The organism is Longicatena caecimuris (assembly GCF_004341945.1).
Classification (GTDB): Bacteria; Bacillota_I; Bacilli_A; order Erysipelotrichales; family Erysipelotrichaceae; genus Longicatena; species Longicatena caecimuris.
On record NZ_SMBP01000005.1, the window covers coordinates 52,503 to 72,622 of the forward strand.

The 20,120-nt window shown below is 37.5% G+C and carries 20 protein-coding genes and 2 tRNA genes; 6 read left to right on the top strand and 16 right to left on the bottom strand.

The window, feature by feature from the left end; translation table 11 throughout:
• Nucleotide 1: 1 nt before the first annotated feature.
• From rlmN to priA, 6 genes are all read right to left on the bottom strand, one after another.
• Entirely contained in the window at nt 2-1,060 is a 1,059-nt protein-coding gene (gene rlmN, locus EDD61_RS04275) for a dual-specificity RNA methyltransferase RlmN (RefSeq protein ID WP_132224199.1), read from the bottom strand.
• A gap of 241 nt (nt 1,061-1,301) precedes the next feature.
• Nucleotides 1,302-2,633 (bottom strand): TldD/PmbA family protein, encoded by a 1,332-nt coding sequence (locus EDD61_RS04280; protein ID WP_132224201.1) that lies wholly within the window; start codon nt 2,631-2,633, stop codon nt 1,302-1,304.
• Nucleotides 2,626-4,026 (bottom strand): TldD/PmbA family protein, encoded by a 1,401-nt coding sequence (locus EDD61_RS04285; protein WP_008979612.1) that lies wholly within the window; start codon nt 4,024-4,026, stop codon nt 2,626-2,628. Before EDD61_RS04285 ends, EDD61_RS04280 begins: the two co-directional genes overlap by 8 nt.
• Before the next feature lie 281 nt (nt 4,027-4,307).
• On the bottom strand, nt 4,308-5,555 hold the full coding sequence (rsmB, locus tag EDD61_RS04290) for a 16S rRNA (cytosine(967)-C(5))-methyltransferase RsmB (RefSeq protein ID WP_132224203.1): 1,248 nt from the start codon (nt 5,553-5,555) through the stop codon (nt 4,308-4,310).
• Nucleotides 5,552-6,340, bottom strand: coding sequence for a phosphatase PAP2 family protein (locus EDD61_RS04295; RefSeq protein WP_132224205.1), 789 nt, complete (start codon nt 6,338-6,340; stop codon nt 5,552-5,554). The genes rsmB and EDD61_RS04295 overlap by 4 nt, the downstream gene beginning before the upstream one ends.
• A gap of 2 nt (nt 6,341-6,342) precedes the next feature.
• Entirely contained in the window at nt 6,343-8,508 is a 2,166-nt protein-coding gene (priA, locus tag EDD61_RS04300) for a replication restart helicase PriA (RefSeq protein WP_132224207.1), read from the bottom strand.
• Between the two features lie 183 nt (nt 8,509-8,691).
• Between priA and EDD61_RS04305 the strand changes: the two genes are divergently transcribed.
• Together EDD61_RS04305 and EDD61_RS04310 are read left to right on the top strand one after the other, a co-directional pair.
• Nucleotides 8,692-9,156, top strand: coding sequence for a GNAT family N-acetyltransferase (locus tag EDD61_RS04305; RefSeq protein ID WP_132224209.1), 465 nt, complete (start codon nt 8,692-8,694; stop codon nt 9,154-9,156).
• 26 nt (nt 9,157-9,182) lie between these two features.
• Nucleotides 9,183-9,938: a DUF975 family protein gene (locus EDD61_RS04310; RefSeq protein WP_132224211.1), complete on the top strand. Its 756-nt coding sequence runs from the start codon at nt 9,183-9,185 to the stop codon at nt 9,936-9,938.
• Between the two features lie 65 nt (nt 9,939-10,003).
• Here the strand turns inward: EDD61_RS04310 and EDD61_RS04315 are convergent, their stop codons facing one another.
• Genes EDD61_RS04315 through EDD61_RS04340 form a run of 6 tightly spaced genes read right to left on the bottom strand, consistent with a single transcriptional unit; the run spans nt 10,004 to nt 14,866 of the window.
• Nucleotides 10,004-10,210: a heavy-metal-associated domain-containing protein gene (locus EDD61_RS04315; RefSeq protein WP_020991200.1), complete on the bottom strand. Its 207-nt coding sequence runs from the start codon at nt 10,208-10,210 to the stop codon at nt 10,004-10,006.
• Between the two features lie 43 nt (nt 10,211-10,253).
• The gene (locus EDD61_RS04320) at nt 10,254-10,541 is read right to left on the bottom strand and encodes a DUF1905 domain-containing protein (RefSeq protein ID WP_117547221.1); all 288 of its coding nucleotides are present in this window, start codon (nt 10,539-10,541) and stop codon (nt 10,254-10,256) included.
• 39 nt (nt 10,542-10,580) lie between these two features.
• Nucleotides 10,581-11,489 (bottom strand): sugar phosphate nucleotidyltransferase, encoded by a 909-nt coding sequence (locus EDD61_RS04325; RefSeq protein WP_008979620.1) that lies wholly within the window; start codon nt 11,487-11,489, stop codon nt 10,581-10,583.
• Between the two features lie 56 nt (nt 11,490-11,545).
• Nucleotides 11,546-13,126 (bottom strand): ABC transporter permease subunit, encoded by a 1,581-nt coding sequence (locus EDD61_RS04330; protein WP_017144611.1) that lies wholly within the window; start codon nt 13,124-13,126, stop codon nt 11,546-11,548.
• Nucleotides 13,116-13,901, bottom strand: a complete 786-nt coding sequence (locus EDD61_RS04335; protein WP_008689211.1) for an ABC transporter ATP-binding protein — start codon at nt 13,899-13,901, stop codon at nt 13,116-13,118. Before EDD61_RS04335 ends, EDD61_RS04330 begins: the two co-directional genes overlap by 11 nt.
• Nucleotides 13,889-14,866 carry an extracellular solute-binding protein gene (locus EDD61_RS04340; RefSeq protein ID WP_008689213.1) on the bottom strand — a complete coding sequence of 326 codons (978 nt, stop codon included), beginning with the start codon at nt 14,864-14,866 and terminating at the stop codon, nt 13,889-13,891. The genes EDD61_RS04335 and EDD61_RS04340 overlap by 13 nt, the downstream gene beginning before the upstream one ends.
• A gap of 290 nt (nt 14,867-15,156) precedes the next feature.
• Between EDD61_RS04340 and EDD61_RS04345 the strand changes: the two genes are divergently transcribed.
• The 3 genes from EDD61_RS04345 to EDD61_RS04355 all read left to right on the top strand — a co-directional run bounded on the left by EDD61_RS04345 (nt 15,157) and on the right by EDD61_RS04355 (nt 16,156).
• Nucleotides 15,157-15,744 carry a hypothetical protein gene (locus EDD61_RS04345; RefSeq protein WP_132224213.1) on the top strand — a complete coding sequence of 196 codons (588 nt, stop codon included), beginning with the start codon at nt 15,157-15,159 and terminating at the stop codon, nt 15,742-15,744.
• A gap of 244 nt (nt 15,745-15,988) precedes the next feature.
• Nucleotides 15,989-16,062: transfer RNA gene (locus EDD61_RS04350), tRNA-Cys, on the top strand.
• A 6-nt stretch (nt 16,063-16,068) separates the two neighbouring features.
• A tRNA-Leu gene (locus EDD61_RS04355) sits at nt 16,069-16,156 on the top strand.
• Nucleotides 16,157-16,287: 131 nt separating this feature from the next.
• Here the strand turns inward: EDD61_RS04355 and EDD61_RS04360 are convergent.
• The 4 genes from EDD61_RS04360 to EDD61_RS04375 all read right to left on the bottom strand — a co-directional run bounded on the left by EDD61_RS04360 (nt 16,288) and on the right by EDD61_RS04375 (nt 18,734).
• Nucleotides 16,288-16,710 (bottom strand): GNAT family N-acetyltransferase, encoded by a 423-nt coding sequence (locus EDD61_RS04360; protein ID WP_132224215.1) that lies wholly within the window; start codon nt 16,708-16,710, stop codon nt 16,288-16,290.
• A gap of 58 nt (nt 16,711-16,768) precedes the next feature.
• Nucleotides 16,769-17,092, bottom strand: a complete 324-nt coding sequence (locus EDD61_RS04365; protein ID WP_008979626.1) for a hypothetical protein — start codon at nt 17,090-17,092, stop codon at nt 16,769-16,771.
• Nucleotides 17,089-17,550 (bottom strand): helix-turn-helix transcriptional regulator, encoded by a 462-nt coding sequence (locus EDD61_RS04370; RefSeq protein WP_132224217.1) that lies wholly within the window; start codon nt 17,548-17,550, stop codon nt 17,089-17,091. Before EDD61_RS04370 ends, EDD61_RS04365 begins: the two co-directional genes overlap by 4 nt.
• A gap of 107 nt (nt 17,551-17,657) precedes the next feature.
• A complete protein-coding gene (locus EDD61_RS04375; RefSeq protein WP_132224219.1) occupies nt 17,658-18,734 on the bottom strand; it encodes a metallophosphoesterase in 1,077 nt (358 codons plus the stop codon).
• A 235-nt stretch (nt 18,735-18,969) separates the two neighbouring features.
• Between EDD61_RS04375 and EDD61_RS04380 the strand changes: the two genes are divergently transcribed.
• Entirely contained in the window at nt 18,970-20,109 is a 1,140-nt protein-coding gene (locus EDD61_RS04380) for an anaerobic ribonucleoside-triphosphate reductase activating protein (protein WP_008979629.1), read from the top strand.
• The last annotated feature ends 11 nt before the right edge of the window (nt 20,110-20,120 follow it).

Consider the following 20,120-nt stretch of genomic DNA (forward strand, 5'->3'; position numbering starts at 1 on the left):
GCTAGTTTCCCTGCCTTTCTTTTGCTTCTTTGCGTAAATGCTTCACTCTTAACTGTCCGCATGCCGCATCAATATCCGCTCCATGTTCCTTACGAATCGTACAGCGAATCCCTTCTTTCATGAGGGCATCATAAAAGACCATTGCATGGGCATGATCAACACCTTGAAAACCTTTCTCATCCACTGCATTGTAAGGAATCAAATTTACATAAGCATTTAAACCACGCAATAGTTTTGCCAACTGTTTCACATGCTCTTTTTGATCATTGACACCTCTTAATAAGATATACTCAAACGTTAAACGTCGATTGTTTTCTGATGCATACTGACGAATTGCCTTCATGAGTTCTTCCAAAGGATAGGCGTGATTGATCGGCATCAGCTCATCACGCAGCGTATTGTTAGGCGCATGCAAAGAAATCGCTAAGTTATACTGGGTATGTTCCTTTGAAAATTCATAGATCTTAGGAACGACACCGCAAGTCGAAATCGTAATATGTCTTGCCCCGATACCTAAGCCACGATCATGATTCACCGTACTTAAAAAATTCATCACATTTTCATAATTATCAAATGGCTCTCCAGTACCCATAACAACGATATGGCTTAAACGCTCTTCTTGTTTATCCAAATCCTGTTGTACATACATCACCTGTGCAACCATTTCACCACTGGTAAGATTGCGTTTTTTCTTCGTTAAACCACTGGCACAAAACGCACAGGACATATTACAACCAACTTGGCTTGTTACACAGATGCTTTTTCCATAATCAAACTGCATTAAGACGCTTTCGATCAAGGAGCCATCTTCCAAGGCAAATAAATATTTTGTTGTACCATCACTGGATACTTGTTTATCTTTTAAAGTCAATGGCTTCAAAGCATAGTTTGCTTTTAGAATTTCTCTTGTTTCCTTTGACAAATCACTCATTTCATCAATAGAGGTTACCCGTTTGCGATACAGCCATTGAAAAATCTGGTGTCCGCGAAATTTCTTCCATTCATGAGAAAGTGCTAATTCTGCCATTTGCTCATAGTTAAAATCATATAAACTCTTCATGTTATCACCAACCGCCTTTTATTTTACCATAGAATTGACCATCCTACCTATTAGATTGAATGGATTTTCAGGAAGTTTTAAGATTTTCTTTAAGAAGCTGAATGAACAGAAAGATTTGTTTATGCAGGTGGCACAAGAATAATAGATGAAAAAATAAAAACAACACTTTTTGAATATTACTTATTTAAACTTAACAATTCAAAAAAAGAGTTTACCTGTTTTGGAAAACTCTTCTCTATGATTATTTACCACTTACAGCAATGGTTTCAAATAAAATACTTGGTGTACCGACACCGCTCATTCCCATCTTACAGTCGTTGCCAACCATTTTAATATGTTTCATCATATCTAAGAAATTACCAGATATCGTGAATAGGTTAATTGGTTTCACAATGACACCATCTTCTACATAAAAACCTTCGGATTGTAACGAAAACTCTGTTGATACTGGATTTAATCCGGCATGCAGACCATTCAGATTGGTGACAATAACACCTTTTTTCATCGTTTTAATCATTTCTTCATAGCTTGCTGTACCATTTTCGATATAAAAGTTTGTTGGTGAAATACCAACTGGTCCGCCATAGCCACCTTTAAAGCCGTTGCCAGTAGAAGTTGTCTGCATCAATTCTGCTGATTTGCTATTATGCAGATACGTTTTTAATATTCCCTTATCAACGACTGTTTTCGTATAGCATGCTGTACCTTCATCATCAAAGGATGCTGAATTTATGCCATCCTCCATTAAAGGATCATCAATTACACTAATCTTTGCATCAAAGATAGCTTCATTAAGCTTATCTTTCAAAATAGAAATGCCTTTAAAGGCATTTTCGCCATCAAACAAACCTGCTAAAGCACTAAACAATGAGGTCATAGCACTTTTTTCCATCAATAATGGATAATTGCCGCTTTCTATCGTATCCGCATGAAGCTTATTGATGACCTTATCACATAATTTATGCGCAAAAGCAGGTATATCCAAGGCTTCCAGATCTTTTATATACAGCCAATCAAAAGCACTCTTTGTATCTTCGCCGTCCTTTGCCAATACTTCCACATAAACTATGGAACAACTGTCACTGTCACAAAGATCCATACCTTTTGTATTTACAATACTGCGTACTGCAACACTTTCTTCATAGGTGGTTGTCATGACTTGTGCAATTCGTGAATCCATTTGTTTTACTGTTTCTTCCAGTTCTTTAAGTTTCTGGATCTTTAAACTGTTTTCTGTTTCTAATAATGTGTTTTTATGCTTTTGTATTGTTGGATAACTTTCTGCTGGTGCTAAGATCATTACTTTATCTTCCGCAGTAATAATAGAAGCATTTTGTTTAATCTGATCTAATACATCGTCTATCTGCGCATCATCTACTTCTTCTAAGAAACAGTTTCCCATTTTCCCCTGATAAATCCCACGCATGGCAATCCCATCACAATCACTGATACTAAAGGAATCTACCTTTTGTTCATAAACATTAATAGAAGTTGAAGTGTGTCGCTGTTCATAGATTTCAAATTGTTCTAATCCGGCTTTTTTTGCCGCATCCATCCATAACTGCTTATTCATTTGCACTTCCTCCTTCCTTACCACCGACAATCATCGCACTTACTCGTAATGGTGGTTGTCCTACATCAGTAGGAATAGAACCGCTGCTTGCCCCACACATACCAGGTGCACGTAATACATTTTTTCCTACCATATCTATTTTCATCAAGACATCAGCACCATTACCAATCAAAGTAGCACCTTTCACCGGTTTACTGATTTTACCGTCTTTGATCAAATAGCCTTCACGTACTGAGAAGTTAAAATCTCCGGTACTTGGATCTACACTTCCTCCACCTAAGGATTTTGCATATAAGCCATAAGAAATACCTGCAATCATATCTTCTAACGTATCATTTCCCTCTGTAATAAAAGTATTTGACATACGGGAAGTTGTTTCATATTTATAAGATTCTCGACGAGAACTGCTGGTACTTTCCATACCCATTCTGCGACCATTGAGTCTATCGATCATATAGCTTTTTAAAATACCATTTTCAATCAATACACGACGCTGTTGGAAGTTTCCTTCATCATCAATGTTTTCAGAACCCCATGCATTTGGTATCGTTCCATCATCGACTGCGGTAACACACTCACTTGCTATTTTCTGTCCTAATTTACCACAGAATACAGACTGACCTTTCGCAACTGCTGCAGCCTCTAAAGCATGTCCACACGCTTCATGGAAAATAACGCCGCCAAAGCCGTTTTCAATCACGACAGGCATTGTGCCACTAGGACAATCATCGGCATAAAGCATCTGCATTGCTGCTCTAGCTGCTTCTTTCCCTGTTTCTTCCGGCAGTGCTTCTTCATAAAATTCCATGCCCTTGCTAGATCCTGGTGCACAGCTTCCGGTTTCATGCAAATCGCCGTCTTCTGCAATTACGGTAACTCCTAAACGGGTATGCACACGCGTATCTTGAATATAGCGCCCTTCGCTATTGGCAATTGCAACATGCTGTTCTTCATCCATTAAAAATGACATGGCTTTTTGGATATGTGCATCATATGCCATGGCAGCATCATTAGCACGCTTCAGCAATGCAACTTTCTTTTCCATTGGAAATGTCTTTGGATATAACGTAACCGGATGCGCATTCTCATAGGTTACTTCCTGCAGTTTGACATGTTCAATGACTTGTTGATCATCAATAGCGGCAGATAACTGCTTCGCTGTTTTTATCAAATTTTCTTCACTTAGATCATTGGTATACGCATATACCGATTCTAAACCATGATAGATACGCAAACCAATACCTCTGCGTACTCCACTGTTAACATCTTCAACCTTTCCATTCAGCATGGAAATAGAATTACGATAATTTTTTTCTTCAAAGATTTCCGCAAAATCGCCTCCGGTTTTCAGAGCCGTTTCCAGAACCTTTTCTAACACTTTTATTTCTAGCATCATGTTCACCTCGTTATTCAGAATTATACTCTGAAACATTTCATTACGCAATGAAAAAGATTCCAAATATAATGTAAAATATCAAGCACTTAACTATCTATGTAACACAAAAAGGTGAAAGATCGGCATGCTCATCTCTCACATTTTATGGTTTTTAAATCCTATTAATTGCGTAATCTATGCCAATTACGTATTATACGCATCTACAAAATCAGAAATAATCTTTTCTACCCTACCCACTTATCTTTGATTCTCATAATCTATCCCCCAATTTTGCTTAATTAAGCTTTCTTCTCCATCTTCGCCATATAAAAGCCATCACTGCCAAACTCAAAAGGAAATATAGTTCTCTGTGATACTAAGGTAAACTCCTCATGTTTCTTTAAGAACTTTTCCACCTGCTTCTCATTCTCTTTTTTATTTAAAGTACAGGTAGAATAAACAAGGATACCGCCTTGTTTCACCATTGTGCTTGCTTTTTCTAAAATAGCTGCTTGTAAAGGAATCAATGTATCCATATCCTCACTCTGCATATGATACTTGATATCGCTTTTTCTTGCTAAAACCCCATAGCCGCTGCAAGGTACATCACATAACACACGATCAAAACTAGCTTCCTGTAATCCTTGTAATTTCGTCGCATCCATGACAACAGGATGAATGCTATGCAGCTGTAAACGATCTGCACCTTGTTGAATTAGTTCCACACGATGTTCATGAATATCACCACAGATGATTTCTCCTTCATCCTGCATCAATTCCGCCATATGTGTAGACTTTGTCCCTGGGGCTGCACATACATCCAAGATGCGCTCCTTAGGCTGAGGATCTACAAAATAAGCAACCAGTTGACTGGCTTCATCCTGTATGGACAACATACCATCTTCATACCAGGAAGTATGGGCTAAAGAGGTCCCTTGATAATATACAGAAGAAGCTAATTGTCCAACTGTAAATTGATTGTCCTGTGCTAGTAATTCTTCACGACTCATACGCATGAGATTCACTCTGGCGCACTGTTTACGCGTTTCCATATTACTTTCACAGATGGCGCGGCAAGTTTCCTCTCCGTATTGCGCCTTCCACATTTTGATGAGCCAATCTGGATGTGAAGTTTTTATTGCCAACTTTTGTAGCACATCCTTTGGCAATTCTCTTTGCCCTCGCTGCATGACCTTATGTAAAACGGCATTTACTAATGCTCCCTGTTTTTTACCACCATGTTTTTTGGCTATCTCTACAGCTTCATTGATGATGGCATATGCCGGCAGTTTATCCATATAAAACAACTGATATGCACTCATATCCAATAAGACTGCTGTTTCTTCTTTTGGTAATTTCTGTACCATATCTTCCCATTGATAGCGACATAAGCGATAGTTTTGTAAGGTTCCATATACAATAGTCGTGATGAGTCCTTTATCCTTATGTTCAGCCTTATCTAATTCTTTACGTAAATAAAGGTTACTATAGGTTTTATGGATACAGATCTGACAAAGCGCTGTGTAAGCAAACATTCTAGCATTCATAATACTTCTCTCCTTCGATAATATCTTCGATAAAACAAATACCAGCTATAGGTCATAAGAAAGCCGACAGCAGTATCACTTAAAAAATGAGCACCCATGGCCATACGTGAGATAGGCATGTATATAATTAACATCCAAATGATGATCGTACGCACGATTGATGATTTTTCATAACGGTTTTTCCGCCACTCTAAGAAACACAGGATGCTAGTAAATCCGCTCGTATGACCACTAGGAAAAGAGCGATTTCCAGTAACACCTTGTGGGAGATACCATTTTATAAAATCCTGTGCATTTGTTAAATCACGATAGCGAATTCTGCCCCAAAAATGCTTTATGATGGTTGTACACGCTGCGGCACTTAACATCACACAAGTAAAAAAGATAAAGAAAGGTAGCCGCTGTTGCAACAAATGTTGATCCATTTGTGATAATAGAAGCAATATTGTAAAAAGATAGAGAACTGCCAATATAAGAAGTATGCCATATAACCATAGAGCGTCTATGCGCATCCAGTAATGTAAGGCATCCTGTACGACGTAAATAGAAGCAATCATAGCACAAAAAAGATATCTATATTTTCGTTTTACGAGATACAACATCGCAAAGGTTACGATGACCATAGATTGCAAAGGAATTAAAATCAATCGTTCAAAGAAAACACCACTATAGGGCAATCGTCCATGCAAAGCATTGGTAATCTGATAATCATAAAAGCTGCCAATAAGCAATAATACAATTGCTATACCATAGGGCAACACTGTTTTTAAAAGTTCTTTTTTCATATTTACTCCAGTACCACCGGTGATACATCAATATCCAATCGTGTTCTAGCTTTTTTGGTTATATGGTTCTGATAGACATCCCATGCATAATGATTCAATAATGCTTGATCCTTTCCTTTTAAGAGGATCCGCATGCGATATTCGTCACGTAGCTTGTTTAAAGAAGCCGGGCCTAAAATCTTACCGTTTTCTTTCTTTTCTAAAATCTGCATGGCTGCTTTCACATCCTTTTCCACCATTTTTTTTGTTTTATGAGAAAAAACCAAAGACACCAAATAACGATACGGCGGATATCCGGCTAAGTGACGATAACGCATCTCATGCTTAAAAAACATCAGATAATCATGATGAAGGGCACTTTGTATAGCATAGTGTTGCGTATCATATACTTGCAGGATGACTTTTCCTGCTTTATCACCACGCCCACTTCTGCCACTTGCCTGTTCTAATAAATCATATGTCAGTTCTCCGCTGCGATAATCACTTCGATTCAGCATAGCATCGCCATTCACAATGCCAACCAATGTAACATTGTCAAAATCTAATCCTTTTGCAATCATCTGCGTTCCTAAAAGAATATCTGCCTCATGATTCCCAAAGGATTTCAAAATGTCTTCATGGGCATGCTTTTTTCCGGTAGTATCTGCATCCATACGCAAAATACGAGCCTGTGGAAATTTGATCTGGACAAATTCTTCCAACTTTTGTGTACCTATACCTAAATACCGCCAACTGGCTTTACCACATGTAGGACAATAGGCAGGTACTGACATCGTGTGTCCACATGTATGACATTTTAGTACCTGTTCTTCTTTATGATACGACATTGCCACATCGCAATGGGGACACATTTGAACAAATCCACAGGAAATGCAGCGTAAGATTGGCGTATAACCACGGCGATTTAATAATAAAACAATCTGTTCTTTCTTTTGCAGACGCTCATAAATGGCATCCAATAAGTCATTTGATAGTAAATAGCTTTCTGAATTACCGACAGCTTTGCGCATCTCTACCAATTGCATTTCAGGGAAACGGGCATTGATGCGTTTTGGCATTTCTACTAGCTGATAAATACCTTTATGAGCTCTGGCATATGTTTCTAAAGACGGTGTTGCACTCGCCAACACGACTTTGGCATGATGATACTTTGCACGCCATACAGCGATATCACGGCAATGATAGCGTGGTGTTGCATCCTGTTTATAACTGGTATCATGCTCTTCATCTAAAATAATCAATCCCAAATGATCAAATGGCATAAAAATAGCACTGCGTGTACCAACGACAATTTGTACTTTATGCTCTTTTACCAATTGATACTGTTCATACTTTTCCTGAGCATTTAATGCGGAATGATAAATAGCTACTGCTTTCCCAAAACGTGCTTTTACCCGTTGTACCATTTGGGGAGTCAATGCAATTTCAGGGACCAACAACACAACCTGTCGTCCTGTTTCTAACACTTTTTTGGCAAGTTGTAAAAAAACCTCGGTTTTCCCACTTCCTGTCACACCATGTAGTAAGGATACCACCTGGGTTGCATGTAAAAGCTTTTGCATAGCCTTTTTTTGATCCGGCTGTAATGTCTTTTCTTCATCCTGCTCACTTTCCAGCAAGCTTGCCTTTGCTTCTTGTTCATAGCTTTCGACAATACCATATGCAATCAATTTTTTACCACAAGATTTAAACATTTGATAAAATGTGCTGCGCCGCATGCAGCCATGACGCTCAAGCTGTTCATAAGCAGCCTGTTGTTTTTCCGTTAATTTCTGTGTCGGCTCTTTGCAAATCCGTACCCATGTTTCCATTTTGATCTTGCCATGTGTTGAACTTGGTTTTAATTTTGCCGGCAGCATACATTGAAAACATGCAATACGCGGAGCTATATATGTTTTCCCCATCCAGTCAGCCAAAGCAAACAGTTCTTCATTAATCAATGGTTCTGCATCTATAATCTTTGTAATTTCTTTTATTTCATAAGGATATTTTGCAAGCGTTTGTTCATCTGCTTCTTCTACTTTACTGACAAATCCAATGATACTTGTCTTATGAAAAGGCACTTGAACACGGACACCACGTTTCACATTGGCATCGTAACAACGGTAAGTAAACGTATGGTCTAAATGTAATATTGGATGTTCTACAAATACATGTACAAGCCTCATCAGTTTCGCCTCGCTTTTTTTATGTAGGTATTATATCATGTTTTCTTCTTTCTTTTCTTATCCTTTTACTTATCTTTTACCATTCTTTCCGTTGAAACACTCGACGTTTGCTTTTTCCTATCCCACATGATTACTTATATGCTATAATAACCATACGTAACTGCTAATTCAGATTGTATGGAGATGAGTATATTGATACGATTACAAACGATTAATGAAGCCAATTATGAAAGATGTCTAGCTTTAAAAGCAACTGTCGCAAATACGAATTTTGTTGACACGGTAACATATTCATTGGCAGAAGCATATGTTTTTTATCATGATATGAAACCATTCGCCATTTATGAGGATGATACAATGATTGGCTTTGTTTCTATGTATGTAGGTGAAAAAAACTATCAAATTATTAATTTCTTTATTGATGATGCTTACCAGAAGCAAGGATTTGGTATAAAAGCGGCGAAAGTCTGCATTCATTTCTTACAAAAAGAATATAATGCAGCAAGAGTTTCTTGTCCGGTAGATCTTCATAACAAGGATGCGCAAGCCTTTTGGAAAAAATTAGGCTTTCAATTCTCAGACACGGTAGAAAATGGGTATGTTTTTATGCGGTTTATGATACCCGAAGATAAAAATTCCAGCTTTTAGCTAATATATAGAGAAAGGGTGATGTTATGTTTTCACGAAAAGAATTAAAAGACCGCTGTAAGGCAGTCATGCAGCGCAGCTATTGGAGGATGTTTCTCGTTTCCTTTATCGCCATGTTATTATGTGGCAGTATCAGTGATTCTATTGCCAATCAGGCACATCATGTATCCGATTATAAGGATGGTATCACATTGGGTGTTGGATCTTTAACTTATACTTTCCATGATGCGACGATCTTTGATACCATTTGGCTAAACAACTTTTTGGGCTTTGCATTTTTAATTGTTTTTATTATTGGCATTATAGGTATTCTGTACGGTATCTTTATCGCCAATCCTTTACGTTGCGGTGTCAATCGCTTTTTTCTTCAAAATATACAGGAAGCGCAAAGTATCGCCGTTATCTTTTCAATTTTTTCGGATAATTATCTCAATGTCGTAAAGATTATGCTGTTAAAAAATATCAAAATCTTCTTATGGACCTTGTTATTTGTTATCCCTGGCATCATAAAATCCTATGAATATCAGATGATTCCATATCTGTTGGCAGAAGATCCGTCAATGAGCAGTGAAGAAGCCTTTGCGCGCTCCCGTCATATGACAATGCATCATAAATTCGATATGTTTGTACTTGATCTATCCTTTATCGGTTGGCGTATTCTAGGCAATTTATTGATTATCGGTAATTGGTTTGTCAATCCCTATTATGAAGGCGTATTAGCTGAATTATATCTGGACCTACAGTTACGTAATGGATATGACAGTACTCATGATTTTTATTAAGTAACGATAATTTCCAGCTATTTTAAGACATCCAGATTGAAAAAGGTGCGTGATTTCTCACGCACCTATTTTACTTCATAGCCAACTTCTTCAATGGTTTCATTAATATTTTCTTCTTTAACCTTCGTTTCATCAAAGGTAATGACTGCCTGATTGTTCTTTGCGCTTGCTTCACAGCTCGTCACTCCATCTAGTGCCATAACAGCATTTTGAACACGTGTTTCACAATGTTGGCACATCATACCTTCAATCGTTATTGTTATTGTTTTCATCATCATCACTCCTCATCTATAGTGTAGCACAAGTTCTTATCATTTACTGTTTTTTTGCCTTAGGATCGCGCTCTTGCAATTTCACATGCACAGAATCTGAAGGCTGTTTGTTGATTATTGCACGAATATCTTTGCGTAACCCTAAAATATGACAAGGGGTCTTCATCTTAACTAAACTGCCATCATAAGGTACATCATCAAACCATGCATGAACATAAACACGTCCTTTGCCAAATTCTTTTTTCACATCAAAGGGAATCTCGACATACGCTCCATCTATATCTTCCACTTTTTTGATAATGGCATCAAATTCATAGATTTTTTCCTTCATATGTTTCACCTAGTAACAATATGCCACATAAAAACTTTACTATACATTATAGATTGGATCAATTTGTTTCAATTCTTTAAATGTATCTATTTCCACAATATCTTCCTGATGAACCGGTTTTACCATAACCTTATGATGATGCAGACATTCCGCTAAAGCCACCTCATCCCAATATTTTTCTTTACCTCCCGGCATTCTAAATACGGTTTCAATATCCTCAGCCATCGTTTTGCCATCTTCCTTATTCCAATAAGAAATACCGACCATCTGATGACAATCTTTCCCCCCGACACCCAATTTGGTTATATATCCTTTTTTCGTATGAAAACACCAATCATCGGTAACATCTACTTTAATCCCACAGTAATTGGTCGCATATTCATATTTGCGGATAATTTCCGGATTGTATAATAGCAAATCACTTTCCAACACATATGCACCTTCCATCATATCCTTGATCAGATACGCACTGGAGATATTATTGGTCTCATTATACAATGGATTTTCAATAAATTTAATTTTCGGATATTTATGCAGCAAGACATCAAACTGCTCACCTAAATAACCTCGTACGATTGTGATATCCTCAATACCGGCTGCGACGACCGCATCCAATAAGGTTTCAATGATGCGTTTCCCATGAACAAGTACTAATGGTTTTGGTGTATTTAAAGTGATAGGCACCATACGAGAGCCAAAGCCGGCAGCTAAGAAGATAGCTTTTTTCACCCGGTAAGGTTCTAAGGTTTCATAGCCTTTCAATGTCACATCATACACTGAATTGCGAATACTGCGCAGCATTTCACTTTCCAATAGCTCTGCCAGTGTTTTATTAACAACACCCAGTGATACATCTAACTGTTTTGCCAATGCTCGCTGTGTGATCTTTGTGTTTTGATGACGTTCTATGTAGACAAGTAATTCAAATTGATTTAATGTTAGCGTCATAATTCCGTTTCTCCTTTATGTAATCGTATTATAGCATTTCCCTTTGTTCTTGCAAACTACTTTTCTTTTTGTAAGGAACGCTTTAGTAAATAAATAATCAGCTTCATTACCAAATTCACGCTTAAGATCACAATGGAGATAAAAGCCGTTGCTTCAATGAGTGATTGTGAATCAAATTGTGGGATCAGCAAAGATAATGGCATGTTGCGGAAATTTGCCAAAAAAGACACCGCCGATATGGTAACCATACAATTCACAAAGATATAAGAAAACATTTCAATGATGGTTGCTTGCGTACATGGAATATATACATCTTTTAACATTCGTAGTTTAGAAATCCCCATCGTAGCTGAGATATCTTCCAAATTGCTGTGAAACTGCTGTAAGGAATTATAAGCAAGCAAGTATGGATTGGCGAAAAAGTGTGTAATATTGACGAGTACCAGAATGGAAAGTCCTCCATAAAGTAGGCTTCCTTTATAAAACAGCACATAGCTCAAACCTAAAACCACACCAGGAATGGCCAGTGATATCATGGAAATCAGATGCAGCGCCATATTGGAAAAGCTATGATGGCTGCGGGCGGTAATAAATGCCGTAAAATAGGTTAAGCACACACCTAGGATACTGGTCAATAAGGCAATTGCTAACGCATTTTTAAGATACATGCGAACTCCCAGATCAAAAGCCTGTACTACATTATCCAAGGAAAAACTCATATCGGTAGGATATTGTTTAACAAAGGATAAAATGGCGAAGGTGATAATCGGCAAAGAGATAAACACCACCGTGGCAATGCAGATGATATAGGCAATGCGATCACGTTTGCGATTTGGTGTTATGACATAGTTTCTTGTAACCGTAGAACTATTTCCTTTATTATCATTTTTAAAATCAATGATAAAAGCGATAAAGGCCGGTATTAACAGCAATATCCCAATGATGGCCCCTTTTGAAAAATCAAGCAAGCCGATTACTTCTCGATACATATAAACCGGCAATGTCATGGATTTCCCCCCAACAACCAGCGGTACTCCATAATCGGTAAAGATCATGGTAAAAACAGAAAAAATCACACTGATCAAAGGTCCTTTCACATTGGGCAAAGTAATTGTAAGAAACTGTTGTTTCTTACTTAGTCCTAAGACAGTTGCCGCCTCATAGGTCGTATAATCCTCATATTGAAAGGTATCACACAACATGAGGAAAGCAACAGGAAAGGAGTATAAAATAGAACCTAAGATGATGCCATTGTATCCATATAAATAAAACTTCATATGCAAAAGATTACTGATGAGTCCATTATCGCCAAATAATAACACCAAGCCCATGCCATGAGAGATGGAAGGTATAAGCATCGGTAACGTAAATAAAACGGTAAATATGGAACGATACCGAAGATTGGTACGATTCATGAACCAGGCCAAAGCAAAGGCTAGTGAAACAGAAAAGATCGTAGCCAGTGTCGTCGTTATCAAAGAATTAATCAACATCGGCGCGAATTGCGGACTGTGGATGACCTTACTGATATCTTCACCATCAATATGAAAAAACAAAGTGAAAAGAGGCAGTAATACAGAAAAACATAAGAAGATGAGCACCAACAGCTTACCTGCGCGAAAACCTCTATTTTTCATAAACATTCTTCCCTGTGCACACACACAACGATGCCAGCTTACTATCTAAATGAGCAATGACAAAATCTTTGATATAGTCATTAGCCGGATGTTCATAAATATTTCTCGGTGTATCGATTTGTTCAATATTGCCTTCGCTCATGACCATGATACGATCGGATAAATAAAAGGCCTCTTCCTGTTCATGGGTAATAAAAATCATAGTTGAGTTAAATTTTTTCTGAATATCCTTTAATTCCTTTTTCATAACCTCGCGCATGCTGACATCCAATGCGCTGATAGGCTCATCCAATAATATAATCTTAGGATTTAGGGCAAGCGTTCTGGCAATCGCTACACGCTGTTGCTGCCCACCGGATAATTGGGAAGGACGTTTATCAATCTGATCCAGCATACCGATTGCCTCTAAGGTGGACAGAGCAATCTTACGACTGTTTTGCTTCAAATCAGCACGCAGTTTTAAGGCATATTCCACATTTTCCAAGACACTCATATTTGGGAATAACGCATAGTTTTGAAAAATGATGCCCATCCCACGTTCACTTGGCTTTAAATGCGAAATATCTTGAGCGTCTAATAAGATTTCACCATCATCTTGTTTCTCCAAACCAATCAGAATACGCAATAAGGTTGTCTTTCCACAGCCACTTGGTCCTAATACACTTAAGAATTCCCCTTCTTTTACAGCAAAGGAGATATGTTTTAAAATATCCTTTCCGTCAAAGTTTTTATATAGATCCTTAACGATGAGTTTTGCATCCTTTAGTACTTCCATACTTCTAACAACCTTTCTTTTTCATGTATATCTTCGATTCCGGTCATATCCGCATAAGGAATATGTTTCGGATAATTGGGTATTGTATTTTTTTGATGCTGCAAGATCTGCTCCGGTGAGAAATGTTCCTTATCATATAATAGAAAATCATTTATGATAAAATCAAATACACGTTGTACATCGGCATCATTACTGCTATGTTTCATCATACCAGTGCCAGTCAATGAATATGGAGAACCTTCTTTCGGATAGACAATTTGAAATGGTGAACCTTCATTGATCTGATTTACTGCTTGAAAAGTCAGCCCTAAACCGATTCCAATTTCGCCCTGTATTAATAATTTAATAGGGCCACTGCCACTTTCACTAAATTGCTTCACATTATATTCCAGTTTATCAATATATGCTAAGGCATTCGCTTCTCCCATGGTATTCACCAAATTCTTATAAAAGAAATAGCCGGTACCACTGGATTTCGGATCGGGCATGGCGATAAGATTATAATATTTGCGATCTAACAGCTGTTCATATGTTGTCGGAATAGGAAGATGGTGTTTTTTTAAGACTTCGGTATTGATAATGAAAGCCCCTGCCTGACGTTCCCAGATTACATAGCGATTATCAAATTTATCCGGTTGTAATTCACGCAGATAAGATAATTTGCTATAACCTTTGATATCCGCTAATTCCTCTTTGATTTTTTCCATATAGCTGGATTCCAATCCTACGATGATATCTGCATCACTTTGATCCTTTTCCACATAGATTTTTGCTGCGGCTTTGGCGGTTGGCACATACATCACCATGGCATGCAGATCAGGAAATTGTTCATTCAATTGTTTTTGTAATTCTTCCCCACGGAATTGTTCCATGGAAGAATAAATAATGATGGTTTCTCTTTCCTGACGAATGCTCAGCAACAGAATTGCCGTAATTAAAAACAATGCCACGATTGCCTTCCTCATCTTTCCACATCCTCCCTTTGTTCAAGTTATATTCATTTTAGCATATAAAATGAACAAATCAACCTTTTAATTCTTAATTTAAGTTCATATTACTTCCGATGATTTTACATAAATTGAACAATCCATAATAATGAAAACGCTTTTTTGATCTTCCTAGTGAACGATTGTAGCAATAGCAAGTTCATAGCGAATGCCTTCAGATTGAGATTTGTGATAAGAAAAATCCCTTATCCACTTTTGCATGAAGACCATCGTAGCATACATACTAACCTTAGAAGGAGGGTAATCCTATGAAAAAAATTTATACAGTCTTTCTCATGGTGTTATTTTTATTTATCTTAACACCTGTACATGCAAAAGATACGCAAAACATCCTCATCACCGGAAAGCATCTTCCTTATATCATGGTAGCCAGTATGCAGGAAGATGATTCTATGGATATGTACCTTATACCAACATCTTTGACCTTACCGCTTTCGCAAAACCCCCAGCAGTTGCGGCCATTAAATCAATACGATAAGCAAGAAGAGATCAATCGCATACGTGAAGTGATTCAGCGATTCTTTGAGCTTCCCATCACCAATACCGTGTATTTACATATGGATACTATTCAAAAGGATATGGGAGTCGCTTATAATGAACAAACCTTTTCTGATGTAAAACATATGACCGCTTATTTCGCAAAGGTGGTCAAACAATTAAAACTCTCGATGATTTTTCATGCGTCTGATTATCTAGAGGATGATTTAAATATCAGTGATTATTATGCATTCTATAAGATATTCCACGATGGTTATCCAAAAATACGCTATCATTATGTAAATTATCTGTATATTGATTCTACCGTCTGCTATCCATTACATAATCAATTTTCATAAGGTAATATATCACATACGAATGGTAAAGTAAGATTGGGTAAAAACAGAAGTTGCCTTTCTTTGCTAGCTTTTGCTAACATCCATAACTCCTCCATCATAAAAGGAGCTATGGATTTATTTTTGCACATCTATTTATTTTCTCATGAAAAAAATTAAATTTTTTTAAATTTCTGCTTGCATTTTTTGTATTTTATTATATAATGTTATAGCACCGATGATGTGGGGCAATCAAAAATAAATATAAGGTTCCGTAGCCAAGTGGTAAGGCAATAGACTGCAACTCTGTGATCATCGGTTCAAGTCCGATCGGAACCTCCATTACTTGGGGTAGTGGCGAAATAGGCAGACGCAACGGACTTAAAATCCGTTGGGAGTTAATCCCGTGCGGGTTCAAGTCCCGCCTTCCCCACCAACTTACGAACTAGCCTTTGCAAAAAGGCTTTTTTTATGTTTTACCATTTCAAAAAAAGCATAAAGCCGTTTGCTCTATGCTTCTTATACCATGCAGGTAAATATCATTTTTCATATGCTTGCATGGTTTTTTTATGCTTTCCACATCAAGTGATATACCTGAACATTTATTTCTGCATCGTTTTCTTTTGTTAAAATAGTAAAGTGTTCCCTTTGATAAAAACGCAATGCTTTTTCATTCTTTTCATATACATGCAGGTGTAAAATTGTTTTGTGTTTTTTTAATTCATCCATTAACTTCTTTCCAATGCCCCTATTTTGCATCGCTTCACTAACAAAGATACCCGCAATATACGTATCCTGCAATCCGACAAACCCCACAACAGCACCATTCTCCTCATATACATATACCTCTGCTTCTTGTATGGCTTGAGAAACCATCGCATACTGCTTTTTCCAATAGGTAGGTGATAGAAAGGAATGCGCTGCTAGATTGCCATGTAGCCAAATATCCATAACAACGTCATGGTCCATAGCCTCCATTTTTCTTATCATACTACTTCCTCCTGCAAGATAGGCATGCCATCGCTCGTTTTTTATGTGCAACTTTTGTTTAATCTATGATTTCTTTGATACTTTGTATAGTATCAATACGCAGCATGCGCACGATTTTTTTTCGTTTTGTCATGGTTTCTATTAACAACCATTCATCATCTAAATCACATAAAACACCTTCTATGCTATACATTGCATCCAGTGATACCAGCGGTTTTTTTAAGACGATCGAGCAATTCTTCTTTAAATATTGCGGCAATATGGCTTGATAATTTAATGACGGTTGATCTTTTACAGTCTGTTTTTCCTTTTCCCCATGTGTCACTATTTTCATAAGATAGCACAATAACACAAGGATGATTAGCAATAAAAATATCGTCATGCTGCTTCCTCCACGATCATAAAGCCATGGATAGCCCTTGTATCAATAAGTTTTATCAATGTTTCTTTTTTGAAAAAAGCATTGCTTCTTCCTCTTGTATAAGCCACTCGTATCCATTCCTCAGTAACCTCCAGCACTTTTGCTTTCTCGTTATAGGAATTTAGCATGTAATCAAAATCCTCACAATCTAATATAACCGTTTTTCCCTGTAAAGCCTGTAACACATGCAAATCCTTCTTTGTTTTTTCTTTTGCGATAATCTCTAATCGATTATCCGCAAGATCATCTAAAGAAATATGATAGATAGCCGCCAACTCGATAGCTTTATCAAAAGTCGGTGCACTTTGCCCATTTTCCCAATTTGATATGGTTTGTCTTGTTAAAGACAGCAAATCGGCTAGCTCTTGTTGACTATAACCACTTTTTTTACGCAATGCAATTAACTTATCTTTTAACATGAATACCCCTTTCTACGTTTTGTGTGGTTTTATTATAGCGATTGTGCTAAAAAAACACTAGCAAAAATCTTTGGCATTTCGGCAAATTTCTATAACATTTCCCTAAACTACTGGCCCTTAAGCGTAATTTTAACAATTTCAGAGGTTGTTCCTATACGTATCGGCATGCCCCAAGTGCCAGCTCCACTGCTGACGATCATCGGATATGGCTGTTGATAAGCTCCATAATCATAAGGATATGCCAGCTTTGTGAAAAGGGTATTAGGAAAGATTTGTCCTTGATGCGTATGCCCGCTAACTTGTAAATCAATCGCATGGACATCATCAAAGCATGGTCGATGATCGATAACGATGATTGGCTTGTCTGCTTGACAGGATTTCATTAAGGTGGCAAGCTCCATACGTTTTTCCTTTTTGTCCTTGCGTCCAATCACATAAAACCGATGATCTACGAGGGCTGTTTCATCTTTTAGAATATGGATGCCACTTTGCTTCAAGAGGGTTTCATATGCTTTACGATTCTTACTCAGCAATTCATGATTGCCGGGACTGTAATAAATTTTATCATGAAAGGAAGCATTACGACATTTCATACAAAATTGCTGTAAGTCAGAAGTTGGTGTTGCTTCATCAAAGAGATCTCCTGCCACCAACAAAGCATCCATTGGCTGCTTTTCTAACATCGCAAACATTTGATCCATGCGGTGCTTGTCCACTCCACTTCCTAAATGCAAATCACTAAGTAAATAAAACTGCAGATCTTTCGCTATGTTCATTTTCGCAGTTACGCTATAGCTACGCAAGACAAGCGGTGCTGCCTGCCGATAACCGATATACACAAACAAGGCAGTAAAAAGAATACATCCACCTAGAATATAGCGCAAAGATAACTTATACGCCCTTCTTTTATCTAACAAAAAGGCAATCCCCTGCATGAGGGCAAATAATATGAGCCATACCAGCACAATTGTTGATATAAGCAAAAGCAATGCGCGTAAAGACTCTTGCTGCAGACGATAAAATTGATTGCTGAAGCGATAAAATAAAATACCATCACCAATCACTAACAACACCTGCAGGCATCGATAAAAAAAGCCTTGTACTTGTTGATGTATCCATCGCAATTGCAGATAACTCACAATGCACACCAACACTCCCATCCCAGCTAAAAACACACCCATCATGATTTTATCCTTCTTTCGTCTTTTGTCTATTATCATAGCACATTCTGATAGAAAGCACAGGTTTATACACAAAAACAGTGTGTATCATTATAACATTAGACAATCAACGGTAATAGTATTACAAATGAAAACGTTTACTACACTTTCATAATTTACACGGTCCAAACGGTTGAAGTTACGAAAAAGCTGTGTTATCATACAAATAGTTGAATAGTCAACTATTTGGAGTGATGATATGGAAAGCAACAATTATTTATTGATGAATATCTCCATTCTTTATCGTTGTGGGCAAAAATATTATGATAAACAGTTAAGTGATTATGATATCAATGCCGGACAGCTTCCTTTTCTGATTTTGATTTATGAAAATGAAGGAATCAGCATGCAGGAACTGGCAGTGAGAGGATGTTTTGATAAAGGTACCATTACCAAAAGTATTGGTAAATTAGAGGATGCCGGCTATGTTCGATCTTGTGCCAGTACGACGGACAAAAGAGTGCGCTTGCTCTACACGACCGATCGTACAAAAGACATCATTTCAAAGATTTATCTCATTCGACGAGAATGGTGGGAACGCTTGACTCGCGACATGAGTGCGAGCGAATGCGCTAATACGGAAGCTTTGCTAGATGCTTTGACTGAAAAAGCTAAGCAGTATGATGCCATGGAGGATGAAAAAGAAATTAAGCTCTTTGGCTTGCAGAAATTGACTCTGTTGGATTATCCGCAGAAGATGGCAAGCACAATTTTCACCGGTGGCTGTAATATGCGCTGTCCGTTTTGTCAAAATGCCGATTTGGTCTTCTTGAATGAGAATACCTCACAAATACCTACCAAAGATATTATCGCTTTTTTAAAAAAGCGTCGTAGTGTCTTAGAAGGTGTCTGTATTACCGGTGGTGAACCTTTATTAAATGATACCTTAGAATCTTTTTTAAGAACCATCAAAGAATTAGGTTACCAAATAAAGCTAGATACAAACGGCAGTTATCCAAAGCGTTTAAAAGAACTCGTCGAGAAAAAACTGATTGACTATGTCGCAATGGACATTAAAAATTGTCTAAAGCGTTATCCTGAAACAACCGGCATTCACAATTTTGATGTGACACCAATCAAAGAAAGCGCCGCATATTTAATGGAAGATCACATCCCTTATGAATTTCGGACAACGATTGTAAAAGAGCTTCATACCTTAGCCGATATGCAGGAAATCGGAAAATGGCTGAAGGGTGCCAGAGCGTATTATCTGCAAGGCTTCGTCGATAGTGAACGAGTAATTCAAAAAGGGCTACACGCTTACGATGCCCAAACCATGAAACAATTACAAGAAGCTGTTATTCCATATATTGCAAATACACAGCTTAGAGGCTTGTAAAGGAAAGGAAG

What these genes read in the sequence shown, in the direction of transcription:
- EDD61_RS04365 (WP_008979626.1), bottom strand. Translation starts at nt 17,092, where the DNA reads ATGACGATATTTTTATTGCTAATCATCCTTGTGTTATTGTGCTATCTT.
- EDD61_RS04360 (WP_132224215.1), bottom strand. Translation starts at nt 16,710, where the DNA reads ATGATAAGAAAAATGGAGGCTATGGACCATGACGTTGTTATGGATATT.
- EDD61_RS04325 (WP_008979620.1), bottom strand. Translation starts at nt 11,489, where the DNA reads ATGACGCTAACATTAAATCAATTTGAATTACTTGTCTACATAGAACGT.
- EDD61_RS04315 (WP_020991200.1), bottom strand. Translation starts at nt 10,210, where the DNA reads ATGAAAACAATAACAATAACGATTGAAGGTATGATGTGCCAACATTGT.
- EDD61_RS04345 (WP_132224213.1), top strand. Translation starts at nt 15,157, where the DNA reads ATGAAAAAAATTTATACAGTCTTTCTCATGGTGTTATTTTTATTTATC.
- EDD61_RS04305 (WP_132224209.1), top strand. Translation starts at nt 8,692, where the DNA reads ATGAGTATATTGATACGATTACAAACGATTAATGAAGCCAATTATGAA.
- EDD61_RS04310 (WP_132224211.1), top strand. Translation starts at nt 9,183, where the DNA reads ATGTTTTCACGAAAAGAATTAAAAGACCGCTGTAAGGCAGTCATGCAG.
- EDD61_RS04320 (WP_117547221.1), bottom strand. Translation starts at nt 10,541, where the DNA reads ATGAAGGAAAAAATCTATGAATTTGATGCCATTATCAAAAAAGTGGAA.
- EDD61_RS04330 (WP_017144611.1), bottom strand. Translation starts at nt 13,126, where the DNA reads ATGAAAAATAGAGGTTTTCGCGCAGGTAAGCTGTTGGTGCTCATCTTC.
- EDD61_RS04340 (WP_008689213.1), bottom strand. Translation starts at nt 14,866, where the DNA reads ATGAGGAAGGCAATCGTGGCATTGTTTTTAATTACGGCAATTCTGTTG.
- EDD61_RS04280 (WP_132224201.1), bottom strand. Translation starts at nt 2,633, where the DNA reads ATGAATAAGCAGTTATGGATGGATGCGGCAAAAAAAGCCGGATTAGAA.
- EDD61_RS04335 (WP_008689211.1), bottom strand. Translation starts at nt 13,901, where the DNA reads ATGGAAGTACTAAAGGATGCAAAACTCATCGTTAAGGATCTATATAAA.
- rsmB (WP_132224203.1), bottom strand. Translation starts at nt 5,555, where the DNA reads ATGAATGCTAGAATGTTTGCTTACACAGCGCTTTGTCAGATCTGTATC.
- EDD61_RS04375 (WP_132224219.1), bottom strand. Translation starts at nt 18,734, where the DNA reads ATGATGGGTGTGTTTTTAGCTGGGATGGGAGTGTTGGTGTGCATTGTG.
- EDD61_RS04285 (WP_008979612.1), bottom strand. Translation starts at nt 4,026, where the DNA reads ATGCTAGAAATAAAAGTGTTAGAAAAGGTTCTGGAAACGGCTCTGAAA.
- EDD61_RS04380 (WP_008979629.1), top strand. Translation starts at nt 18,970, where the DNA reads ATGGAAAGCAACAATTATTTATTGATGAATATCTCCATTCTTTATCGT.
- priA (WP_132224207.1), bottom strand. Translation starts at nt 8,508, where the DNA reads ATGAGGCTTGTACATGTATTTGTAGAACATCCAATATTACATTTAGAC.
- rlmN (WP_132224199.1), bottom strand. Translation starts at nt 1,060, where the DNA reads ATGAAGAGTTTATATGATTTTAACTATGAGCAAATGGCAGAATTAGCA.
- EDD61_RS04295 (WP_132224205.1), bottom strand. Translation starts at nt 6,340, where the DNA reads ATGAAAAAAGAACTTTTAAAAACAGTGTTGCCCTATGGTATAGCAATT.
- EDD61_RS04370 (WP_132224217.1), bottom strand. Translation starts at nt 17,550, where the DNA reads ATGTTAAAAGATAAGTTAATTGCATTGCGTAAAAAAAGTGGTTATAGT.